Source organism: Microbacterium meiriae (assembly GCF_040686935.1).
Lineage (GTDB): Bacteria > Actinomycetota > Actinomycetes > Actinomycetales > Microbacteriaceae > Microbacterium > Microbacterium meiriae.
Genome location: NZ_JBFBMF010000002.1, coordinates 86,336 through 105,312, shown reverse-complemented (window position 1 = coordinate 105,312; position 18,977 = coordinate 86,336). Strand labels below are relative to the sequence as shown.

Annotated in this window: 21 protein-coding genes; 11 read left to right on the top strand and 10 right to left on the bottom strand. The window is 68.2% G+C overall.

The annotated features are described in order from the left end of the window. The first annotated feature begins 105 nt into the window (after positions 1–105). The 3 genes from AB0P08_RS05835 to AB0P08_RS05825 all read left to right on the top strand — a co-directional run bounded on the left by AB0P08_RS05835 (position 106) and on the right by AB0P08_RS05825 (position 2,395). Entirely contained in the window at positions 106–633 is a 528-nt protein-coding gene (locus AB0P08_RS05835; protein WP_363588743.1) for a hypothetical protein, read from the top strand. A gap of 278 nt (positions 634–911) precedes the next feature. Then, complete coding sequence (locus tag AB0P08_RS05830; protein ID WP_363588741.1) at positions 912–1,412, top strand: hypothetical protein; 501 nt, start codon at positions 912–914, stop codon at positions 1,410–1,412. A 32-nt stretch (positions 1,413–1,444) separates the two neighbouring features. Then, positions 1,445–2,395 (top strand): 5'-3' exonuclease, encoded by a 951-nt coding sequence (locus AB0P08_RS05825; RefSeq protein WP_363588739.1) that lies wholly within the window; start codon positions 1,445–1,447, stop codon positions 2,393–2,395. Between the two features lie 12 nt (positions 2,396–2,407). On the opposite strand, the gene AB0P08_RS05820 is transcribed toward AB0P08_RS05825, so the two are convergent. After that, on the bottom strand, positions 2,408–3,394 hold the full coding sequence (locus AB0P08_RS05820) for a PHP domain-containing protein (RefSeq protein WP_187661769.1): 987 nt from the start codon (positions 3,392–3,394) through the stop codon (positions 2,408–2,410). A gap of 2 nt (positions 3,395–3,396) precedes the next feature. After that, positions 3,397–4,467: an anthranilate phosphoribosyltransferase gene (gene trpD, locus AB0P08_RS05815; protein ID WP_187661770.1), complete on the bottom strand. Its 1,071-nt coding sequence runs from the start codon at positions 4,465–4,467 to the stop codon at positions 3,397–3,399. Between the two features lie 192 nt (positions 4,468–4,659). On the opposite strand from trpD, the gene ctaE reads away from it, so the two are divergent. The 7 genes from ctaE to AB0P08_RS05780 all read left to right on the top strand — a co-directional run bounded on the left by ctaE (position 4,660) and on the right by AB0P08_RS05780 (position 10,443). Continuing rightward, on the top strand, positions 4,660–5,313 hold the full coding sequence (gene ctaE / locus AB0P08_RS05810) for an aa3-type cytochrome oxidase subunit III (RefSeq protein ID WP_101845082.1): 654 nt from the start codon (positions 4,660–4,662) through the stop codon (positions 5,311–5,313). A 20-nt stretch (positions 5,314–5,333) separates the two neighbouring features. Continuing rightward, positions 5,334–6,134: a cytochrome bc1 complex diheme cytochrome c subunit gene (gene qcrC / locus AB0P08_RS05805; RefSeq protein ID WP_187661771.1), complete on the top strand. Its 801-nt coding sequence runs from the start codon at positions 5,334–5,336 to the stop codon at positions 6,132–6,134. Positions 6,135–6,170: 36 nt separating this feature from the next. Further along, a complete protein-coding gene (gene qcrA, locus AB0P08_RS05800) occupies positions 6,171–7,247 on the top strand; it encodes a cytochrome bc1 complex Rieske iron-sulfur subunit (RefSeq protein WP_363588737.1) in 1,077 nt (358 codons plus the stop codon). Then, on the top strand, positions 7,244–9,058 hold the full coding sequence (gene qcrB, locus AB0P08_RS05795) for a cytochrome bc1 complex cytochrome b subunit (protein WP_187661773.1): 1,815 nt from the start codon (positions 7,244–7,246) through the stop codon (positions 9,056–9,058). Before qcrA ends, qcrB begins: the two co-directional genes overlap by 4 nt. Positions 9,059–9,134: 76 nt before the next feature. Beyond that, on the top strand, positions 9,135–9,422 hold the full coding sequence (locus AB0P08_RS05790; protein ID WP_363588735.1) for a Rid family hydrolase: 288 nt from the start codon (positions 9,135–9,137) through the stop codon (positions 9,420–9,422). Beyond that, positions 9,419–9,946 (top strand): GNAT family N-acetyltransferase, encoded by a 528-nt coding sequence (locus tag AB0P08_RS05785; RefSeq protein ID WP_363588733.1) that lies wholly within the window; start codon positions 9,419–9,421, stop codon positions 9,944–9,946. Before AB0P08_RS05790 ends, AB0P08_RS05785 begins: the two co-directional genes overlap by 4 nt. A gap of 77 nt (positions 9,947–10,023) precedes the next feature. Next, complete coding sequence (locus AB0P08_RS05780) at positions 10,024–10,443, top strand: rhodanese-like domain-containing protein (protein ID WP_363588731.1); 420 nt, start codon at positions 10,024–10,026, stop codon at positions 10,441–10,443. A 64-nt stretch (positions 10,444–10,507) separates the two neighbouring features. On the opposite strand, the gene AB0P08_RS05775 is transcribed toward AB0P08_RS05780, so the two are convergent. The 5 genes from AB0P08_RS05775 to AB0P08_RS05755 all read right to left on the bottom strand — a co-directional run bounded on the left by AB0P08_RS05775 (position 10,508) and on the right by AB0P08_RS05755 (position 15,551). Next, positions 10,508–10,942 carry a cytochrome c oxidase subunit 4 gene (locus tag AB0P08_RS05775; protein ID WP_025105064.1) on the bottom strand — a complete coding sequence of 145 codons (435 nt, stop codon included), beginning with the start codon at positions 10,940–10,942 and terminating at the stop codon, positions 10,508–10,510. Between the two features lie 3 nt (positions 10,943–10,945). Next, complete coding sequence (ctaD, locus tag AB0P08_RS05770) at positions 10,946–12,679, bottom strand: aa3-type cytochrome oxidase subunit I (protein WP_187661777.1); 1,734 nt, start codon at positions 12,677–12,679, stop codon at positions 10,946–10,948. Between the two features lie 3 nt (positions 12,680–12,682). Beyond that, positions 12,683–13,579, bottom strand: a complete 897-nt coding sequence (ctaC, locus tag AB0P08_RS05765) for an aa3-type cytochrome oxidase subunit II (RefSeq protein ID WP_363588729.1) — start codon at positions 13,577–13,579, stop codon at positions 12,683–12,685. Between the two features lie 139 nt (positions 13,580–13,718). Continuing rightward, on the bottom strand, positions 13,719–14,081 hold the full coding sequence (erpA, locus tag AB0P08_RS05760; protein WP_187661779.1) for an iron-sulfur cluster insertion protein ErpA: 363 nt from the start codon (positions 14,079–14,081) through the stop codon (positions 13,719–13,721). A gap of 66 nt (positions 14,082–14,147) precedes the next feature. Continuing rightward, positions 14,148–15,551, bottom strand: a complete 1,404-nt coding sequence (locus AB0P08_RS05755; protein WP_363588727.1) for a dipeptidase — start codon at positions 15,549–15,551, stop codon at positions 14,148–14,150. 45 nt (positions 15,552–15,596) lie between these two features. Here AB0P08_RS05755 and AB0P08_RS05750 point away from each other — a divergent pair, with 45 nt between their 5' ends. Further along, positions 15,597–16,169, top strand: a complete 573-nt coding sequence (locus AB0P08_RS05750; protein WP_060921218.1) for a DUF3043 domain-containing protein — start codon at positions 15,597–15,599, stop codon at positions 16,167–16,169. On the opposite strand, the gene AB0P08_RS05745 is transcribed toward AB0P08_RS05750, so the two are convergent. Genes AB0P08_RS05745 through hisD form a run of 3 tightly spaced genes read right to left on the bottom strand, consistent with a single transcriptional unit; the run spans position 16,144 to position 18,977 of the window. Beyond that, positions 16,144–17,181: a quinone-dependent dihydroorotate dehydrogenase gene (locus tag AB0P08_RS05745; protein ID WP_363588725.1), complete on the bottom strand. Its 1,038-nt coding sequence runs from the start codon at positions 17,179–17,181 to the stop codon at positions 16,144–16,146. The two genes, AB0P08_RS05750 and AB0P08_RS05745, sit on opposite strands and share 26 nt — an antisense overlap. 10 nt (positions 17,182–17,191) lie before the next feature. Further along, positions 17,192–17,662, bottom strand: coding sequence for a transcriptional regulator NrdR (nrdR, locus tag AB0P08_RS05740; protein ID WP_187661782.1), 471 nt, complete (start codon positions 17,660–17,662; stop codon positions 17,192–17,194). Positions 17,663–17,672: 10 nt separating this feature from the next. Further along, complete coding sequence (gene hisD / locus AB0P08_RS05735) at positions 17,673–18,977, bottom strand: histidinol dehydrogenase (RefSeq protein ID WP_363588723.1); 1,305 nt, start codon at positions 18,975–18,977, stop codon at positions 17,673–17,675.

The window sequence follows — 18,977 nt, the reverse complement described above, 5'->3', positions numbered from 1 at the left end:
AGTTCAGGCTACCAGAAGTTGCCGCCCTATGAAGGAGCCGATTCCCCGCAGCCGCTCTGTGGATAACGTCGGCAGCGAGCTCGGCATTCCGCATACGGTGGCCCGGTGATCTCGCCCACCGCTCTCCGCCTGCTCGCCACGCTGGCAGTCGGCGTCTCGATGCTCTCCGGGTGCACCGCCACTCCGGACCCCACGCCCACTCCCTCCCCTGCGTTCTCGTCCGAAGAAGAGGCCTTCGCCGCCGCCGAGGCCACGTATCGCGAGTTCACGCGACGGCTCAACGAAGTGGATACGTCTGACCCGGCCACCTTCGAACCGCTCTACGAACTGTCGACCGGTGATTTCGAGAAGGCGGATCGCAAGGCGTATTCAGCGATGCACGCGGAAGGAATCAAGGTTGAAGGCGAGACGCGAATACTGTCTTTCGCGGCCGTCGACTCCGACGCGACGCACAATGCCGTTGCAGCGGTCGTATGTCTGGATGTCAGCGATGTCGAAGTTACCGATTCGAACGGGGTATCCCAGGTGGCGCCTGGTCGGCCAGACGTATACGCGTTGAGAGTGAACTTTGTGATTGAGCGGGGAAATTATGTCATCAGCTCAGCCCAAGGGGAGTCGGAGACCAAGTGCTGAGCCTTGCCCCGGCGTTCCTCGCTCTCACCCTCGCGGTCTCGGGCATGGCTTCCGGACCGTCGGCTAGTGACCGCCACGACACCGACCCCATCGGGAGCGCCGCGTTGTCGGTCGGGAACACATCGCTCAGCGTGTCTGCCGCTGAGACTCGTTCGGCCACTCCGAACCCAGTGCGCCGTAGCGCCGGCGAGCAGGCACCCTCGGTCCCCGAGACGGAAAGCAAGACGTGCCGGACCGACACGGTGCTGAGCCGGTCGTGCGGGATGTACGCGGTGCGGGTGACGGAGGAGTCCGGGAGGCCGCTCACGATCGAGGATGTCGCGCAGTTCGCACCCGCCCCCGTGACCACGACGGCCGAGCCGGGCAACGTGGGCGTCGTGGGGATGCCGACCAACTTCGTGGCGACCGTCGCCGCGCACACGGCGACCGGCACACTCCTCGACCGGCCCGTGACGGTGCGTTTCACGCCCGTTCGCGTCGTCTTCGACCACGGCGACGGCACGACGGCGGTGACGCCCGACGGCGGTCGCACCTGGTCGATGCTCGGGCAGGCGCCGTTCACGCCGACCGAGACGAGCCATACCTATGCGCGACGGGGCACCTATTCGACGAGGACCACGGTCGCGTACACGGCGCAGGTCGACGTCGGCGGCGGCTGGTTCGCGGTTCCCGGTGAGCTGTCGATAGAGGGAGCGTCCCGGGACATCCGCATCTACGAGGCGACCACCGCGCTCGTGGCGCGGACGTGCGAGGAACGACCCGCGGCGGTCGGCTGCTGAGCGCCCGATGGGACACGCTCTACCCTGAATCCATGACCCGCGCCGAACGCCTCATGCTGCTCGACACCGCCAGCCTCTACTTCCGCGCGTTCTACGGGGTGCCCGACAAGGTCACAGCCCCGGACGGGTCCCCGATCAACGCCGCACGCGGCCTGCTGGACATGATCGCCAAGCTGGTGACGACCTACCAGCCGACCCACGTCGTGGCGTGCTGGGATGACGACTGGCGTCCGCAGTGGAGGGTCGACATCATCCCCAGCTACAAGACGCACCGCGTGGTCGAGGTCGTCACCGGTGCGCCGGACGTCGAGGAGGTCCCCGACCCGCTGGAGGCGCAGATCCCCTTGATCCGGGAGACGCTCGCCGCCATCGGCATCCCCATCGTCGGCGTCGCCGAGCATGAGGCGGACGATGTGATCGGCACCCTCGCGACGAACGCGACGATGCCTGTCGACATCGTGACCGGCGATCGCGACCTCTTCCAGCTCGTCGACGATGCCCGGGACGTCCGGGTGATCTACACGGCCCGCGGCATGAGCAATCTCGAACTCGTCACGGACGCGACGGTCGTCACGAAGTACGGTGTCCTGCCGACGCAGTACGCGGACTTCGCGACGATGCGCGGGGACGCGTCGGATGGGCTCCCCGGTGTCGCCGGCATCGGCGAGAAGACGGCCGCCACGCTCCTGCAGAAGCACGGCGATCTGCTCGGTATCCGCGAGGCCGCGGACGCGGGTGAGGGCATGAGCGCGGGCATCCGCGCGAAGATCCTCGACGCGCAGGCCTACCTGGACGTCGCTCCGACCGTCGTCGCCGTCGCCACGTCGCTCCCGATCACCGCCCCGGGTGTCGCCCTGCATGCCCTCACGCCGGACGAGGCCGAGGCGGCCACGGCCCTCGCCGAGCGCTGGAACCTCGGCAGCTCCATGACCCGCGCAGTCACCGCGGTCACCGAGGCGGCGAAGGCGGTCGCGGACGCCTGACGAGGGCGTCCCTCACTCCGCCCAGGCGAGCAGACGCGACAGGCCCCACGTGGTGACGATGCGTGACGCCGGCACCCCGGCACGCTCCGCCCGCTCGGCACCGTGGTCCAGGAGCGACAACTGGCCGGGGGCGTGTGCGTCGGAATCGATGGAGAACAGGCAACCGGCGTCGAGCGCGATCGCGATGAGCTCGTCCGGGGGATCCTGACGCTCGGGACGGGAGTTGATCTCCACGGCGACCCCGTTCTCCGCACAGGCCGCGAAGACGGCGGCGGCGTCGAAGGCCGAAGGCGGGCGCGTGCCACGGTCCCCCTGCACGAGACGACCCGTGCAATGCCCGAGGACGTTCACCCGCGGATGCGACACCGCGGCGATCATCCGCTTCGTCATCGCCCGACCGTCCATGCGCAGCTTCGAGTGCACGGAGGCGACGACCACATCCAGCTCAGCGAGCACGGCGTCGTCCTGATCGAGGGCGCCGTCTTCGAGGATGTCCACCTCGATGCCGGCGAGCAACGTGAATCCGTCCCCCGACTGCGCCCGCACCTGCGGGATCTGCTCACGCAGCCGTTCCACCGAGAGGCCTCGGGCCACGCGGAGGCGCGGCGAATGATCCGTGATGGCCTGGTACTCGTGCCCCTGCGCGCGGGCTGCGGCGGCCATCACCTCGATGGAGGTCGTCCCGTCTGACCACTCGGTGTGAGCGTGCAGGTCCCCGCGCAGCTTTCCACGGAGCGCAGACACCCGCTCAGGCTCGACGTCCCCGCGCAGTTCGATCAGATACTCCGGCACGTCCCCGGCCTGAGCCTGCCGGATGACGGCGAAGGTCGACTCGCCGATGCCCTTGGCCGCCCGAAGACGGGTCGGGTCGTCCTGCACATCGGCAGGGAGGTCCTGGAATGTCGCGGCCGCCTGACGGAAGGCCTTGGCCCGGTAGCGCGACGCCCGCTCCCGCTCCAGCAGCGAGGCGATCTCGAGCAGCGCGTCGACCGGATCCATGGTCACTCCTGAGGGGCCGCCAGCTCGCGGCTCACGCCGATCCACTGGTCGAGCTTGGCCAGTGCACTCCCGTCGTCCACGGCAGCGGATGCACGGGCGAGCCCGTCGCGGAGGCGCTCGAGGATCGGCCGCTGCACCTGGGTCGCGTCCTGGGAGAGCTCGAAGGCGACGATCCCGGCGGCGGCGTTCAGGAGCACGATGTCCCGGACGGGCCCCTGCTCCCCCGCGAGCGTCCGCCGGAGCACGTCCGCGTTGTGGGCGGGAGACCCGCCGATGAGGTCGGACAGGTCGGCGAGGGGGATGCCCAGGTCGCGCGGGTCGAGATCGTGTTCATGGATGTCCCCGCGGGTGACCTCCCAGATCCTGCTGTGCCCTGTGGTCGTCAGCTCGTCCAGGCCGTCGTCGCCGCGGAACACCAGCGCCGTGGCCCCCCGCGTGCGGAAGACGCCGGTGATCAGCGGCACCCGCTCCATCTGTGCCACGCCGACCGCGTTCGCCTCCGCGCGCGCCGGGTTGCACAGCGGACCGAGCATGTTGAACACGGTCGGCACGCCGAGCTGCGACCGGACGGCACCCGCGTGCTTGAACCCGGGATGGAAGGCCCCGGCCCAGGCGAAGGTGATGCCGGTCCGGTCGAGGATCGAGGCGACCGCCGCGGGGTCGAGGGATAGCTCGAGGCCGAGTGCACCGAGGACGTCCGAGGAGCCCGAGGCCGAGCTCGCGGCGCGATTGCCGTGCTTGACCACGGGGATGCCCGTGGCACCGATGATGACGGCAGCCGTCGTCGACACGTTCACCGTACCCACACGGTCCCCACCCGTGCCGACGATGTCCAGCACATTCGGGGAGACCGGAAGCGGCACGGCCGCTTCGAGGATGGCGTCACGGAAGCCGACGATCTCGTCGATCGTCTCGCCCTTCGCGCGCAGCGCCACGAGGAACCCCGCGAGCTGCGCCTCGGAGACCCCACCCTGCATGATCTGCCGCATGGCCCAGGTGGACTCCCAGACGCTGAGGTCGCGACGCTCCAGGAGAGAGGTGAGCACGTCGGACCAGGTCAGGGAATCAGCCATGTGTGCGATCCTATCGGCGCGGAGAAAACGTGCAGTGCGATCCGAGCGGGCGCGCAGACACCGAACGTGCGGCGTTTCCCGCGTATTCACCGGGTATTCGCAGTGTTTTCTTAGGGTCCCCTAAGTCACCGACGGGCGAATCGAGGGCCGGGGGTGCAAGAATCACGCTCGCGGATCGGCCATAATGGAGGGGTGACGACCTCAGCGACGTATGCCCCGGCGGCGAGAACCATCAAGCGGCCCAACCCGGTAGCTGTCGGCACCATTGTGTGGCTCGGCAGCGAGGTGATGTTCTTCGCGGGACTCTTCGCGATCTACTTCACCCTCCGCAGCACCTCACCCGAGCTGTGGGCCGACCGTACCGAGCTCCTGAACGTCCCCTTCGCGGCAGTGAACACGGCGATCCTCGTGCTCTCCTCGTTCACCTGCCAGATGGGTGTGTTCGCGGCGGAGGACCTGCAGCCGTACAAGATCGGCAAGGGACAGAAGAACGGCGCCGGCCGCCGTCGCCTGTTCGGCTGGGGCATGGTCGAGTGGTTCTTCCTCACCTTCGCCCTGGGCGCGATCTTCGTCTCCGGCCAGGTCTGGGAGTACGCACAGCTGGTCGCGGAGGGCATGCCCATCCAGGCTGACGCCTACGCCTCGGCCTTCTACCTGACCACCGGCTTCCACGCCCTCCACGTCACCGGCGGACTCGTCGCGTTCCTCCTGGTGATCGGCCGCGCGTACGCCGTCAAGAACTTCCGGCACAAGGAGGCGACCTCCTCGATCGTGGTGTCCTACTACTGGCACTTCGTCGACGTCGTCTGGATCGTGCTGTTCTTCGTTATCTACTTCCTGAAATAAGAGCGGAGCTGATCCCCGAGATGGCACGAGAGAAGAAGCGCCGTTCGAGCGGTCGTCGCAGCCCACTGGCGGCGGCCGCGCTCATCGGAGCAGGCCTCATGATCACCGGCGCTGTGTACGCGGGTGCGACCGCGGCATTCGCCGCCAACGACGCGCCCACGGCATCGACGCAGCTGACGGTCGAGGACGGCGAGAAGCTGTTCACGGCCAACTGCGCCACCTGCCACGGCCTCGACCTGGAGGGCACCCCCAACGGCCCGAGCCTCTACGGCGTCGGCGAGCTCGCGGTCGAGTTCCAGGTGTCGACCGGCCGCATGCCGCTGCAGATGCAGGGACCGCAGGCCCCCCAGAAGGAGCCGCAGTTCACCGAGGAGCAGATCCTCGCGATGGCGGCCTACGTGCAGTCCGAGGCCCCCGGACCGGAGTTCCCCTCCGAGAAGATCCTCGACGGCGAGGGCGACGTGGCGCACGGCGCCGAGCTCTTCCGCGTCAACTGCGCGATGTGCCACAACGTGGCCGCCGCCGGTGGCGCACTGACCGAGGGCAAGTACGCTCCGGCGATCACCGAGACCAGCGCGCTGCACATCTACGCCGCCATGGTCACCGGCCCGCAGAACATGCCGGTCTTCGGCGACATGAACCTGTCCGACGAGGACAAGCGCGACATCATCTCGGCTCTGCTCTTCCAGCAGCAGTCCGTCCAGATCGGCGGCTTCTCCCTCGGCTCGCTCGGACCGGTCTCCGAGGGCCTGTTCGTGTGGATCTTCGGTATCGGCGCTCTGGTCGCCATCACCGTGTGGATCACGGCGAAGTCCAACTGACGCTTATTCATCGAAGAGGAACGTACGAGGAGCACCATGGCACACGACGACGACTCGCAGGCTCTTGACAGGGCCTACCAGCCCTCTCCGGGGCTGGGTGTCGCAGTCAGCGATCCCGTGCAGAACCCGGGTCTTCCGCCGCACCGTGAGCGGATGACCGACAAGGACCCGCGCGCCGAGAAGACCGCGGTCCGCACCGTCTACACGCTGTTCTACCTGTCCCTCGCCGGGAGCATCTGGGCGGTCGCCGCCTACATGCTGTTCCCGATCGAGAGCGGCGCGCTCATCGACATCCGTCAGAACAACCTCTTCATCGGTCTCGGCATCGCGCTCGCGCTGCTGGCCCTCGGAATCGGTGCCATCCACTGGTCCAAGGCGCTGATGTCCGACAAGGAGTTCATCGAGCACCGCCACCCCACCCGGGGCAAGGACTCCACGCGTGAGGCCGCCATCAGGGCGTTCTCCGACGCGAACGAGGAGTCCGGGTTCGGACGCCGCACGATGATCCGCAACTCGCTGTTCGCCGCGATCGTGGCGTCGATCATCCCCGGCGTGACGCTGTTCCGCGGCCTCGCTCCGCACTCGACACCGGACGACCCCACCGCGGGCGACCCGGTCGCGCTGCTGAAGCACACGATGTGGGACGAGGGCATGCGCCTGGTGCGCGACCCGGATGGCACCCCCATCCGCGCAGCGGACGTGACGCTCGGCTCCGCCTTCCACGTCATCCCCGAGGACCTCGCGGAGCTCGGGCACGACGAGGGCTACCTCGAGGAGAAGGCCAAGGCCATCGTGCTGATGATGCGCCTCCGCCCCGAGCAGCTCATCGAGGCCGAGGACCGCAAGGACTGGTCCTACGACGGCATCGTCGCCTACTCCAAGGTCTGCACGCACGTCGGCTGCCCCGTCGCGCTGTACGAGCAGCAGACCCACCACCTGCTGTGCCCGTGCCACCAGTCGCAGTTCGACGTCACGGACCACGCGAAGGTCATCTTCGGCCCGGCCGCCCGGCCGCTGCCCCAGCTGCCCATCACCGTGGACGACGAGGGCTACCTCATCGCACGCAGCGACTTCACCGAACCCGTCGGCCCGAGCTTCTGGGAGCGCCATTGAGCACCGCAACGCTGTCCAAGGACGAGAAGGACACCAAGGCGCCTCTCGGCGGCCGTTTCGTCGGCGCCGCGTCGAACTACATCGATGAGCGCACCAGCCTCTCGGGCTTCGTCAAGGAGCTCGGTCGCAAGATCTTCCCCGACCACTGGTCGTTCATGCTCGGTGAGATCGCGCTCTGGAGCTTCGTCGTCGTGTTCCTCTCCGGAACCTTCCTGACGTTCTTCTTCCAGGCCTCCATGGTGGAGACCCACTACACCGGCGCATACGCCCCCATGCGCGGCATCGCGATGTCGTCGGCCCTCGAGTCGACGCTGCACATCTCGTTCGACCTCCGCGGCGGTCTGCTGGTCCGCCAGATCCACCACTGGGCCGCGCTGGTGTTCATCGCCGGCATCGGTGTGCACATGCTCCGCGTGTTCTTCACGGGTGCGTTCCGCAAGCCGCGCGAGCTCAACTGGGTGATCGGCTTCGTGCTGTTCATCCTCGCGATGGCGGAGGGCTTCACCGGCTACTCGCTCCCCGACGACCTGCTCTCGGGTAACGGCCTCCGGATCATCGACGGCATGATCAAGGGTCTCCCGCTGATCGGCACCTGGACCTCGTTCCTCCTCTTCGGCGGCGAGTTCCCCGGTACCGACATCGTCGGACGCCTGTACACGCTGCACATCCTGCTGCTGCCGATGCTGGTCATCGCCTTCATCGCCGTGCACCTGATGCTCATGATCATCAACAAGCACACGCAGTTCGCCGGCCCCGGCCGGACGAACGACAACGTCGTGGGCTACCCGATGATGCCGGTCTACATGTCCAAGATGGGCGGCTACCTGTTCATCGTCTTCGGCACCATCGTGCTGATCGCGACGTTCTTCCAGATCAACCCGATCTGGAACTACGGACCGTACGACCCCTCCCCCGTCTCGGCGGGTACGCAGCCCGACTGGTACATCGGCTTCGCGGACGGCGCGCTCCGTCTGGCGCCGTCGAACTGGGACATCGTGTTCCTCGACCACACCTGGTCGTTCGGCATCCTGGCCCCGGTCGCCGTGCTCGGCCTGTTCATCGTCATCGTCGCGATCTACCCCTTCATCGAGGCGTGGGTCACCGGTGACAAGCGTGAGCACCACATCGCCCAGCGCCCGCGCAACGCGGCCACCCGCACCGCGATCGGCGTCGCCGGCGTCATCTTCTACGCGGTCCTGTGGGCGGCGGCCTCGTCCGACCTCATCGCGACGCACTTCATGCTCACCATGGAGGGCGTGATCCACACGCTGCAGGCGCTGCTGTTCCTCGGCCCGATCATCGGCTACTTCGTCACGAAGCGCATCTGCATCGCGCTCCAGAAGAAGGACCGCGAGATCGTCCTGCACGGCTTCGAGTCGGGCCGCATCGTGCGTCTCCCCGGCGGCGAGTTCATCGAGGTGCACCAGCCGGTCGACAAGTACGACCGCTGGAAGCTCATCGACATCGACGGTTACGAGCCGCTCGTCGTCCGTCCGAACGCGAAGGGCCGTATCCCGTGGACGGAGAACCTCCGCTCGGCGATGTCGCGTTGGTTCTTCGAGGATCGCCTTGCCCCGCTCACGCAGGCCGAGATCGATGCCGCGGACGCTCACCAGCACCACGTCACCGAGGGCAACGAGGCGGCGGAGGTCGCAGAGATCCAGGGCGCTCATGAGCGTGCCGGCTTCCCCGACGCCCCGCTCACTGTCGACGAGACGCACGTCGACGAGACTCCGAACACGCCCAGCACGGTGATCTCCACCGAGCCGGTCAAGAAGCCTCGGAAGAAGAAGTCGGAGGACGACGAGTAATCGTCACCCCCCTCGCGAAGGCCCCGTCCGCTCGGACGGGGCCTTCGTCGTTCTCCCCCGATGAGAGGATCGAACCATGTCATCCGTCGTCCGTCTGCTCCGCGCACCTCAGTTCGCCGATGCCCCCTACGCCTATGCAGCGACCGCACCCGCGGACGCCCGTCTCGTCTTCCTCGCCGGAGCCTGCCCCCTCGAGGACGACGGCACGGCCACGGCTCCGGGCGACGACGCAGCGCGGGCCGCGCGGTGCGTGGAGACCGTGGAGCAGGCTCTCCAGGCCGCCGGCGCCACCCTGATGGATGTCATCAGCACGCGGGTCCTGGTGGCCTCTTCCGCGCAGCGCGAGCTCGTCACCGCCCGATGAGGCCACTCATCCGGTTCGCGACCGCCGCCGACCACGTCGTTCTCGAAGAGCTCGAGCGCGCCGCCGACCTCATCCTGATCGAGCGTTTCGGGGCGCGGTCGTGGCCACCCCCCACCTCGAACGAGGAACGCCAGGATGCCCCGGGGTTCGTCCTGGTGGCGGCTCTCCCCTCCCCCGCCGACGAGCATGTCGACGATCCCTCGACGCCCGTCGGCTTCGCGCACGTCCTCGAGGTGGACGGGGAGGCACACCTGGAGCAGCTCTCCGTGCGCCCGGAGCACGCCCGCCGCGGCGTCGGACGCGCGCTGGTGGTGGCCGTGCAGGAGGAGGCGCGACGTCGAGGCCATCGGCGCCTCACCTTGCGCACCTACGCGGACGTGCCGTGGAACGCCCCCTTCTACGCCCGGTGCGGCTTCGAGGAGTCCGCGCCGGACACCGACTTCCTGCGCGCGCTCGTCGGCGTCGAAGAACGGCTGAACCTCTCCGTCCACGGCCGACGGATCCAGATGACCGCACCGCTCTGAGGAGGATCGGCAGGATTCGTGCGATGCGCGACGGGAACACTCCTCCGTGCGGCGCCCACGTTCCGTAATCTGAACTCATGATCGACCGTACCGACTACTTCGCTGCCCGCCTCGCCTATGAGACCGACCCGAGCGACGTCCATGCTGATCGCGCCGCTGGCCGCCCCCTCGTCGTGGTCGACGTGCGCTCGACCGAAGCATGGGCTCAAGGGCGCGTCGCCGAAGCCGTCCACATGCACCACAGCGAGATCGCGGACAGGGCGCCGCGAGAGATCCCCCGCGACGCCGACGTGGTCGTGTACTGCTGGAGCCCGGGGTGCAACGGTGGTGTGCGCGGTGCGCTCGAGTTCGCGCGCCTCGGCTATCGCGTGCGTGAGATGATCGGCGGCTTCGAGTACTGGGTCCGCGAGGGGTACCCCGTCGAAGACGCCGAGGGCGTGCACCATCGGCCGATCGACCCGCTCACCGGAATCCCCCGTATCCGCACCCGGGCTTGACCACGGCGTCGGAACGACGAAGGCCCCCGGAGTGATCCGGGGGCCTTCCTTCGTGTGCGGGGACTCAGCGGGCGAAGTTGCCGCGGTAGTACTCGTAGACCCAGCCGACGATGGCGACCACGAAGATGGCCAGCCCGATCGGGAGGAGGAAGTGCCCGACCGCCAGACCGACGACGAACACGCCAGCCGATGCCGCGAGGACCAGCGGCCACCAGGACCACGGGCTGAACTCGCCGAGCTCGGGGTCGCCGTCGTCGATGTCCGACGTGAGGATGTCCTCAGGCAGCTCGCCGTTCTGCGCCTTGTGCGTCCGGTCCAGGTAGAACGCGACCATGGCGCCCATGAAGGCCGAGAAGAACAGGGCGACCGTGCCGACCCACTCGATCTGGTTCACGAGCGGAAGCCCCGGGTGAGCCAGGATGTTCCAGCCGGTGTAGACGACGCCGACGAGGGCGAAGAACGCGGTCAGGACCCACCAGATGATGACGTTGTCGCGCATGACTCAGTGGCCCTCTCGCTCGCCGGGCGCGGTGGTCGCGAACTCCGCGGCCTCCGGGTGGTTCAGGTCGAAGGCCGGACGCTCGCTGCGGATGCGCGGGATCGACGTGAAGTTGTGCCGCGGCGGCGGGCACGAGGTGGCCCACTCGAGCGAGGCGCCGTAACCCCACGGGTCGTTCACCGTGACCTTGGGCGCCTTGCGTGCCGTGATCCAGACGTTCAGGAAGAACGGCAGCATCGAGGCACCGAGGATGATCGCGCCGATCGTGGAGACCTGGTTCTGCCAGGTCCAGCCGTCCGCCGCGGAGTAATCCGCGTAACGCCGGACCATGCCGTCGACACCGAGCCAGTGCTGGATGAGGAAGGTCATGTGGAAGCCCACGAACAGCATCCAGAAGTGCACGTAGCCGAGGCGCTCGTTGAGCATGCGGCCCGTCCACTTCGGCCACCAGAAGTAGAAGCCGGCGAACATGGCGAACACCACTGTGCCGAACACCACGTAGTGGAAGTGCGCCACGACGAAGTACGAGTCGCTGAGGTGGAAGTCCAGCGGCGGGGCCGCGAGGATCACACCGGTGAGACCACCGAAGACGAACGAGACGAGGAAGCCCAGTGCGAACACCATCGGCGTCTCGAAAGTCACAGAGCCTCGCCAGAGCGTGCCGATCCAGTTGAAGATCTTCACACCCGTCGGCACCGCGATGAGCATCGTCATCAGGGCGAAGAACGGCAGGAGCACCGAGCCGGTGACGTACATGTGGTGCGCCCACACGGCCACGGACAGCGCGGCGATGGCGATCGTCGCGTAGACGAGGGTCTTGTATCCGAAGATCGGCTTGCGGCTGAACACCGGGAAGATCTCCGACACGATGCCGAAGAACGGCAGCGCGATGATGTAGACCTCGGGGTGGCCGAAGAACCAGAACAGGTGCTGCCAGAGCAGGACACCGCCGTTCTGCGGATCGTAGATGTGGGCGCCGAGCACACGGTCGGCGGCGGCGGCGAAGATCGCCGCGGCTAGGACCGGGAAGGCCATCAGGATCAGCAGGCTGGTGATCAGCGTGTTCCAGCTGAAGATCGGCATGCGCCACATCGTCATGCCGGGCGCGCGCATCGTGATGATCGTCGTGATGAAGTTCACCGCACCGAGGATCGTGCCGAAGCCCGAGATGCCGAGACCGAGCATCCACAGGTTTCCGCCCGCTCCTGGCGAGAACGACGCGTTGGCCAACGGCTGATAGGCGAACCAGCCGAACGAGGCCGCACCCTGCGGGGTGAGGAAGCCGGCGACCGCGATGGTCGAGCCGAACAGGAACAGCCAGAACGCGAAGGCATTCAGACGCGGGAAGGCGACGTCCGGAGCACCGATCTGCAGCGGCAGGATGGCGTTGGCGAAGCCGGCGAACAGCGGCGTCGCGAACATCAGCAGCATGATCGTGCCGTGCATCGTGAACAGCTGGTTGTACTGCTCCTTCGTCGGGACGATCTGCATCCCCGGCGCGAAGAGCTCGGCACGGATGACAAGCGCCATCACGCCACCGAGGAGGAAGAACATCACCGAGGCGATGAGGTACATGTACCCGATCGTCTTGTGGTCAGTGGAGGTGATCCACTTGACGACGATGTTGCCCTTCTGCTCCACACGCGAGGAGCTCATCAGAGCGGCCTGACGCGCGGGCAGGGTGGTGGGACGGGAGCGGGGTGCCTCGTCGGTGCGAGGAGCTTCAGTGGTCGACATGGTTTACTCCTCTCCTTCCTCGGTTTCGGTCTTCCCGGAGGTGCCGGGGAGGTTCGAGAGACGGTCGTACGCGTCGGTGATGTCCCCGGTGTTGCCCTCTTCCTCGAGGGACTCGAGGTAGGCGTCGTACTCGTCCTGCGAGACGACCTTGACGTTGAAGAGCATCATCGAGTGGTACTCGCCGCAGAGCTCGGCGCACTTGCCGGCGTACTCGCCCTCGCGGGTGGGGATGAAGGACCAGGAGTTGTCCTTCCCGATGAACATGTCCTTCTTGTAGAGGAAGTCGATGATCCAGAAGGAGTGGATGACATCGCGCGACTGGAGGTTGATCGTGACCTTCTGGTCGACGGGGAGCACCAGCGTCGGCAGCTCGGACTGGTCGATGTTGCCTGCGGCGTCCGGCTGGGCCTGGATGCCCATCGTCCAGACGGTGTCCTCGTCGGTCTCACCGTTGTACTGGAAGTCCCACGCCCACTGCTTGGCGATCGCGGTGATCTCGACGTCGGGGTCATCCCACTTCGTCTCGATCTCGGTCTGATCGCGAGCCGTGAAGAAGAACATGCCGAGCACGAGGATGAGCGGCACGATCGTGTAGAAGATCTCGATCGGCATGTTGTATCGCATCTGCACCGGGAGGCCGGTCTGGCCCTTGCGCCGGCGGTACGCGATCGCAGCCCAGGCCATGAGGCTCCAGGTGACGACGCCGACCGCGAGGAGAACGATCCAGGAGTTCACCCAGAGGGACGACACGCGCTCCGTCTGGTTGGTTGCTGCCGGACCACCGTCCACGAAGCCCGGAAGAAAGCCGTTCAGCTCGGTGGGAGTACATCCCGCCAGAGCCACAGCTGCCACAACTCCCACAGGGAGTGCGGCCCAACGAAGGCGGCGTTTCGAGGGCACGATGCACCTTTCAGATCGCGGACAAGGCATGTTCAAGTCTAGAGCAACCTCACACCTGATTCATGCCAACCATGCAGGTTGAGAAGCGGAACGGCCGCCGTCACGCGAGGTGACGACGGCCGTTCGCGGGAAGAACGTGTCAGTGGAAGCTGTCGCCGCAGGCGCAGCTGCCCGCCGCGTTCGGATTGTCGATCGTGAAGCCCTGCTCCGAGATGGTGTCCTTGAAGTCGATCGAGGCGCCGTCGAGGTAGGGAACGCTCATGTTGTCGACGATGACCTCGACGCCGTCGAAGTCGACCGTCTCGTCACCCTCGAGGAATCGCTCGTCGAAGTAGAGCTGGTAGATCAGGCCCGAGCAGCCGCCGGGCTGCACGGCGACGCGCAGACGCAGGTCGTCGCGGCCCTCCTGCTCCAGGAGGTTCTTCACCTTCGTGGCGGCGGCGTCCGTCAGCTTGACGCCGTGTGCGCTGGTGGTCTCTGCGGACAGGATGGTGTCGCTCATGTCGCTCCTCATGACGGGCCGGGTACGGGCTCTTCGACGATTCTACCGTCGGTGGGGACGGAAGGCTCAGATCTCACGCGCGTTCATACGGGCGAGCAGCAGCGCCTCGGTCGCCACGGCGTGCCGGAAGGTGTTCAGATGCAGCGACTCGTTGGGGCTGTGCGCGCGGGAGTGCGGATCCTCCACGCCGGTGACGAGGATCTGCGCCTCGGGGAACTCCCGCACGAGATCCGCGATGAACGGGATCGACCCGCCCACACCGAGATCCACCGGAGGCACCCCGTACCCGTCCCGCATGGCATCCCTGGTGAGCGCGACGGCCCAGCCGCTCGTGTCCACGAGGAAGGGGTTACCGAGGTCCACGTCGGAGAAGGTCAGCTCGGCACCGAAGGGCGCGTGTGCGCGGAGGTGACGCTCGAGAGCCTCGTACGCGTCCTGGCCGGACTGGCCGGGGGCCACTCGCGCGCTGATGACCACGGTCACCTCCGGGAGCAGCGTGTTCGAGGCCGCGGCGACGCTCGTCGCATCGATGCCGATGACCGTGACGGAGGGCTTGTTCCAGATGCGGCTGAGGATCGTGCCGTCACCGATGGGCGTGGTCCCCGGCAGGAGCCCGGCCTCGTCGCGCAGCGTCTCCTCGGTGTACTCGGGGGTCTCGGCGTCCCGTGCCGTCATCCCCTCGACGGCGACGGAGCCGTCCTCGTCCCACAGCGTGGCGAGGAGCCGCACGGTCGCCATCATGGCGTCGGGCACCGCTCCGCCGAACATCCCGGAGTGCGAGGCGTGGTCGAGCGTGCGCACCTTCATGGTGAAGCGCGCGTTGCCACGGAGCGAGACGGTCAGGCCGGGCGTGACGGAATCCCAGTTGCCGGAGTCCGCGACCACGATCGAATCGGCGCGGAGGGCGTCCTTGTTGTCGGAGAGGAACTGGGCGAAGGACCGCGAACCGTACTCCTCCTCCCCCTCGACGAACATCGCGATGCCGAGGTCGAGGTCGTCGCCGAGCACCTCCGCGACCGCGCGGATCGCCCCGATGTGCGCCATGATCCCCGCCTTGTCGTCTGCGGCGCCGCGGCCGTACAGGCGGCCGTCCCGCACGGTGGGCTCGAACGGCGGCGTCTCCCACAGGGCGTCGTCCCCCGGAGGCTGCACGTCGTGGTGGGCGTAGAGGAGGATCGTCGGCTTGCCGTTCCGTGCCGCGCGCGTCGCGAGCACCGCGGGCTGACCCTGCTCGTCGGTGCCGGGGATGTCGGCGCGGAGCACGGTCACCTCGTCGAAGACGCCGGTGCCACGCGCGAGGGTGGCGACGGCGTCGGCGCTGCGCTCCAGCTGCGTCTGATCGAAGGCAGGCCAGGCCATGCCGGGGATGCGCACGAGGTTCCCGAGGTCCGACAGCGCGGAGGGGATACCGGTGGCGACGGCTTCGAGGACGGCGGCGTCGGACTCGCTGGGAAGAGCAGGTGAGGTCATGCGAGTAATCTTAAGGCGACCCACCCCAGCGAACCGAGGAACCTCGTGGCCACTACCCCCGCCTCCCCTTCGACGAACGACGACGCCCCCCAGACGCCTGCCGTCGGCAAGGGACGCGCGACGCCGACCCGCGCCGAGCAGGAGGCCGCCCGTCGCCGCCCCCTCGTGGCGAACACCAAGGAGGCCAAGGCCGCGGCCCGCGCCGAGCTCAACGAGCGCCGCGCGAAGGCGCAGGCGGGCATGGCCGCAGGCGAGGAGAAGTACCTCCCCGCGCGCGACAAGGGCCCGCAGCGTCGGTGGGTGCGCGACTACGTGGACGCCGGCTGGCACCCCGCCGAGTTCGTCATGGGGGTCATGGTGCTCGTCATCCTGGCCTCGTTGCTGCCGACGAACATGATGATCTCGTTCTACGCGTACCTGTTCATGATGGCGTACCTCGTCATCGCGATCGGCGGCATGATCCTGCTCGGCATGCGGGTCAAGCGCAAGGCGGCCGCGAAGTTCGGCAAGGACCGCGTCGAGAAGGGCCTCGGCTGGTACGCGGGTATGCGCGCCCTGCAGATGCGCTTCATGCGCCTGCCGAAGCCGCAGGTCAAGCGCGGGCAGTACCCGGACTGACCAGTCCCCGGTTGATCTCGCGGCCCCAGAACGGTCCGCGGTAGAGGAACGCCGTGTAGCCCTGGACCAGGGTGGCCCCGGCATCCAGACGCTCCTGCACATCCGCGGCCGTCTCGACACCGCCCACCGCGATCACGCAGAAGTCCTCGGGGACCGCGGCGCGGACGACCCGGAGGACCTCGAGCGACCGCTTCTTGAGCGGCGCACCGGAGAGACCGCCCGCGCCGGCCGCCTCGACAGCGGCCGCATCGGTGCGGAGCCCGTCGCGGCTGATCGTCGTGTTGTGGGCGATGATGCCCGCGAGCCCCTCCTCGACGGCGAGGCGCGCGATCGCGGCGATCTCGTCATCCGGCAGATCGGGGGCGATCTTCACGAGCAGCGGGGTCGCCCCGGCTGCCTCGCGGACGGCCCGCAGCAACGGCGCCAGCGTCTCGACGGCCTGCAGACCGCGAAGTCCAGGGGTGTTCGGCGACGAGACGTTGACGGCGAGGTAGTCGGCGAGCGGGGCCAGTCGGGTGGCCGACGCGACATAGTCCGCCACGGCGTCCTCGACGTCCACCACACGGCTCTTGCCGATGTTGACGCCGATCACCGTGTCGGGCGCGCCACGACGAAGCCGTGCGAGACGACGGGCTGCGGCATCCGCACCACGGTTGTTGAAGCCCATGCGGTTGATGACCGCGCGGTCCTCGACCAGTCGGAACAGCCGGGGCTTCGGATTGCCCTCCTGCGGGACGGCCGTGACCGTTCCGACCTCGACGTGCCCGAAGCCGAGCGCTGCCAGGCCACGGACGCCGACGGCGTTCTTGTCGAACCCGGCCGCGACGCCGAACGGCGAAGGGAACGTCAGCCCCAGCGCCTCGACCCGCAGGGAGGGGTCGGGCCGGGTCATCGCGCGCGTGGTCCACGAGAACGGCGGCACACCGAGCACGCGAATCACCGCCATACCGGCGTGGTGGGCGAACTCGGGATCGAAGCGCGAGAGGACGGCGCGGAAGAGCAGCGGATACATCCCTGCCAGATTACCGGTCCGCCGCCTCCGCCTTGGCGTGGTCGGCCCGGAGGTCGCCGATGGCGGACTCGAAGTCCTCGAGCGAGTCGAACGCCTGATAGACGCTCGCGAAGCGGAGGAACGCGACCTCGTCGAGCTCCCGGAGCGGTCCGAGGATCGCGAGGCCGATCTCGTTCGTGTCGAGCTGGGAGACACCGGTCTGCCGGACCGCCTCCTCCACGCGCTGCGCGAGGATCGCGAGGTCTGCCTCGGTCACGGGACGCCCCTGACAGGCCTTCCGCACTCCGGAGATGACCTTCTCCCTGCTGAACGGCTCCATGACGCCCGAGCGCTTGATGACGTTCAGGCTCGCGGTCTCCGTCGTCGAGAAACGTCCCCCGCATTCCGGACACTGGCGACGACGACGGATGGAGAGCCCGTCGTCGCTGGTGCGCGAGTCGATGACCCGGGAATCGGGGTGACGGCAGAAGGGGCAGTGCATCTGACAGATCCTACGCGGTGAAACGGGCCTCGATCGCCTCGCCGTGGGCGGGGAGCACCTCGGTGTCGGCCAGCGCGACGACGCCGTCCCGGACGGCGGCGAGGGCGTCGCGGTCGTACGACACGACCTGCTGCGGGCGGAGGAACGTGTACGCACCGAGGCCCGGGGCGTAGCGCGCCTGCCCGCCCGTCGGCAGGACGTGGTTGCTGCCAGCCATGTAGTCGCCGAGACTGACCGGCGTCTGATCGCCGACGAACACGGCACCCGCGCTCGTGAAGACGGTGGCCGCCTCCTCCGCGTCGGCGAGGTGCAGTTCCAGGTGCTCCGGGGCGTAGGCATTGCTGAACGCGATCGCCGCCGCCCTGTCGTCCACGAGCACGATCGCCGACTGCGGCCCGGACAACGCCGCCGCGACGCGCTCGCTGTGCCGGGTGCGCGCAGCCTGCCGTTCGACCTCGGCCCTGACCTGCTCGGCGATCTCCACCGCGTCGGTCACGAGGACGGCCGAGGCCTGCTCGTCGTGCTCGGCCTGGCTGACGAGGTCGGCGGCGATGAGACGGGGGTCGGACGCGGCGTCCGCGACGACGAGGATCTCGGTCGCGCCGGCCTCGGAGTCCGTGCCGACGACCCCGGCCACGGCACGCTTCGCCGACGCGACGTAGTTATTGCCCGGTCCGGATACCACGTCGACCGGATCGAGTCCCAGGCTCGCGACGCCATGGGCGAGTGCTCCGATGGCTCCGGCCCCGCCCATCGCATAGACCTCGGAGACGCCGAGCAGCGCCGCCGCGGCGAGGATCGTCGGGTGGACACGGCCGTCCTGATCCGCCTGCGGCGGCGAGGCGAGGGCGATCTGCTGCACCCCGGCGACCTGCGCGGGGACGACGTTCATGACCACGCTGGACGGGTAGACGGCCTTGCCCCCGGGGATGTAGACCCCGACGCGAGACACCGGCTGCCACCGCTGCGTGATGGTCGCTCCCTCGCCGATCCGCGTCACCTGCGGGGCGGGGACCTGCGCGGCCGAGGCGAGACGCACACGGCGGATGGCCTCCTCGAGCGCTGCGCGGACCGTGGGAGTGAGATCCGACAGGGCTTCCGCGAGGTGGGCCTCCGGAACACGAACCGCGTGACCGACGACGCGGTCGAAGCGCTCCGCCTGCTCCCGCAGCGCGTCCTCGCCGCGTTCCCGCACATCGTCCACGAGGCGCGCCGCGGTGTCGAGTGCCTCGGCCCGAGCCTGGGTCGCGCGCGGGACGGCGGCGAGCATGTCAGCGGGCGAGAGCTCGCGCCCCCGCAGATCGATCGTGCGCAT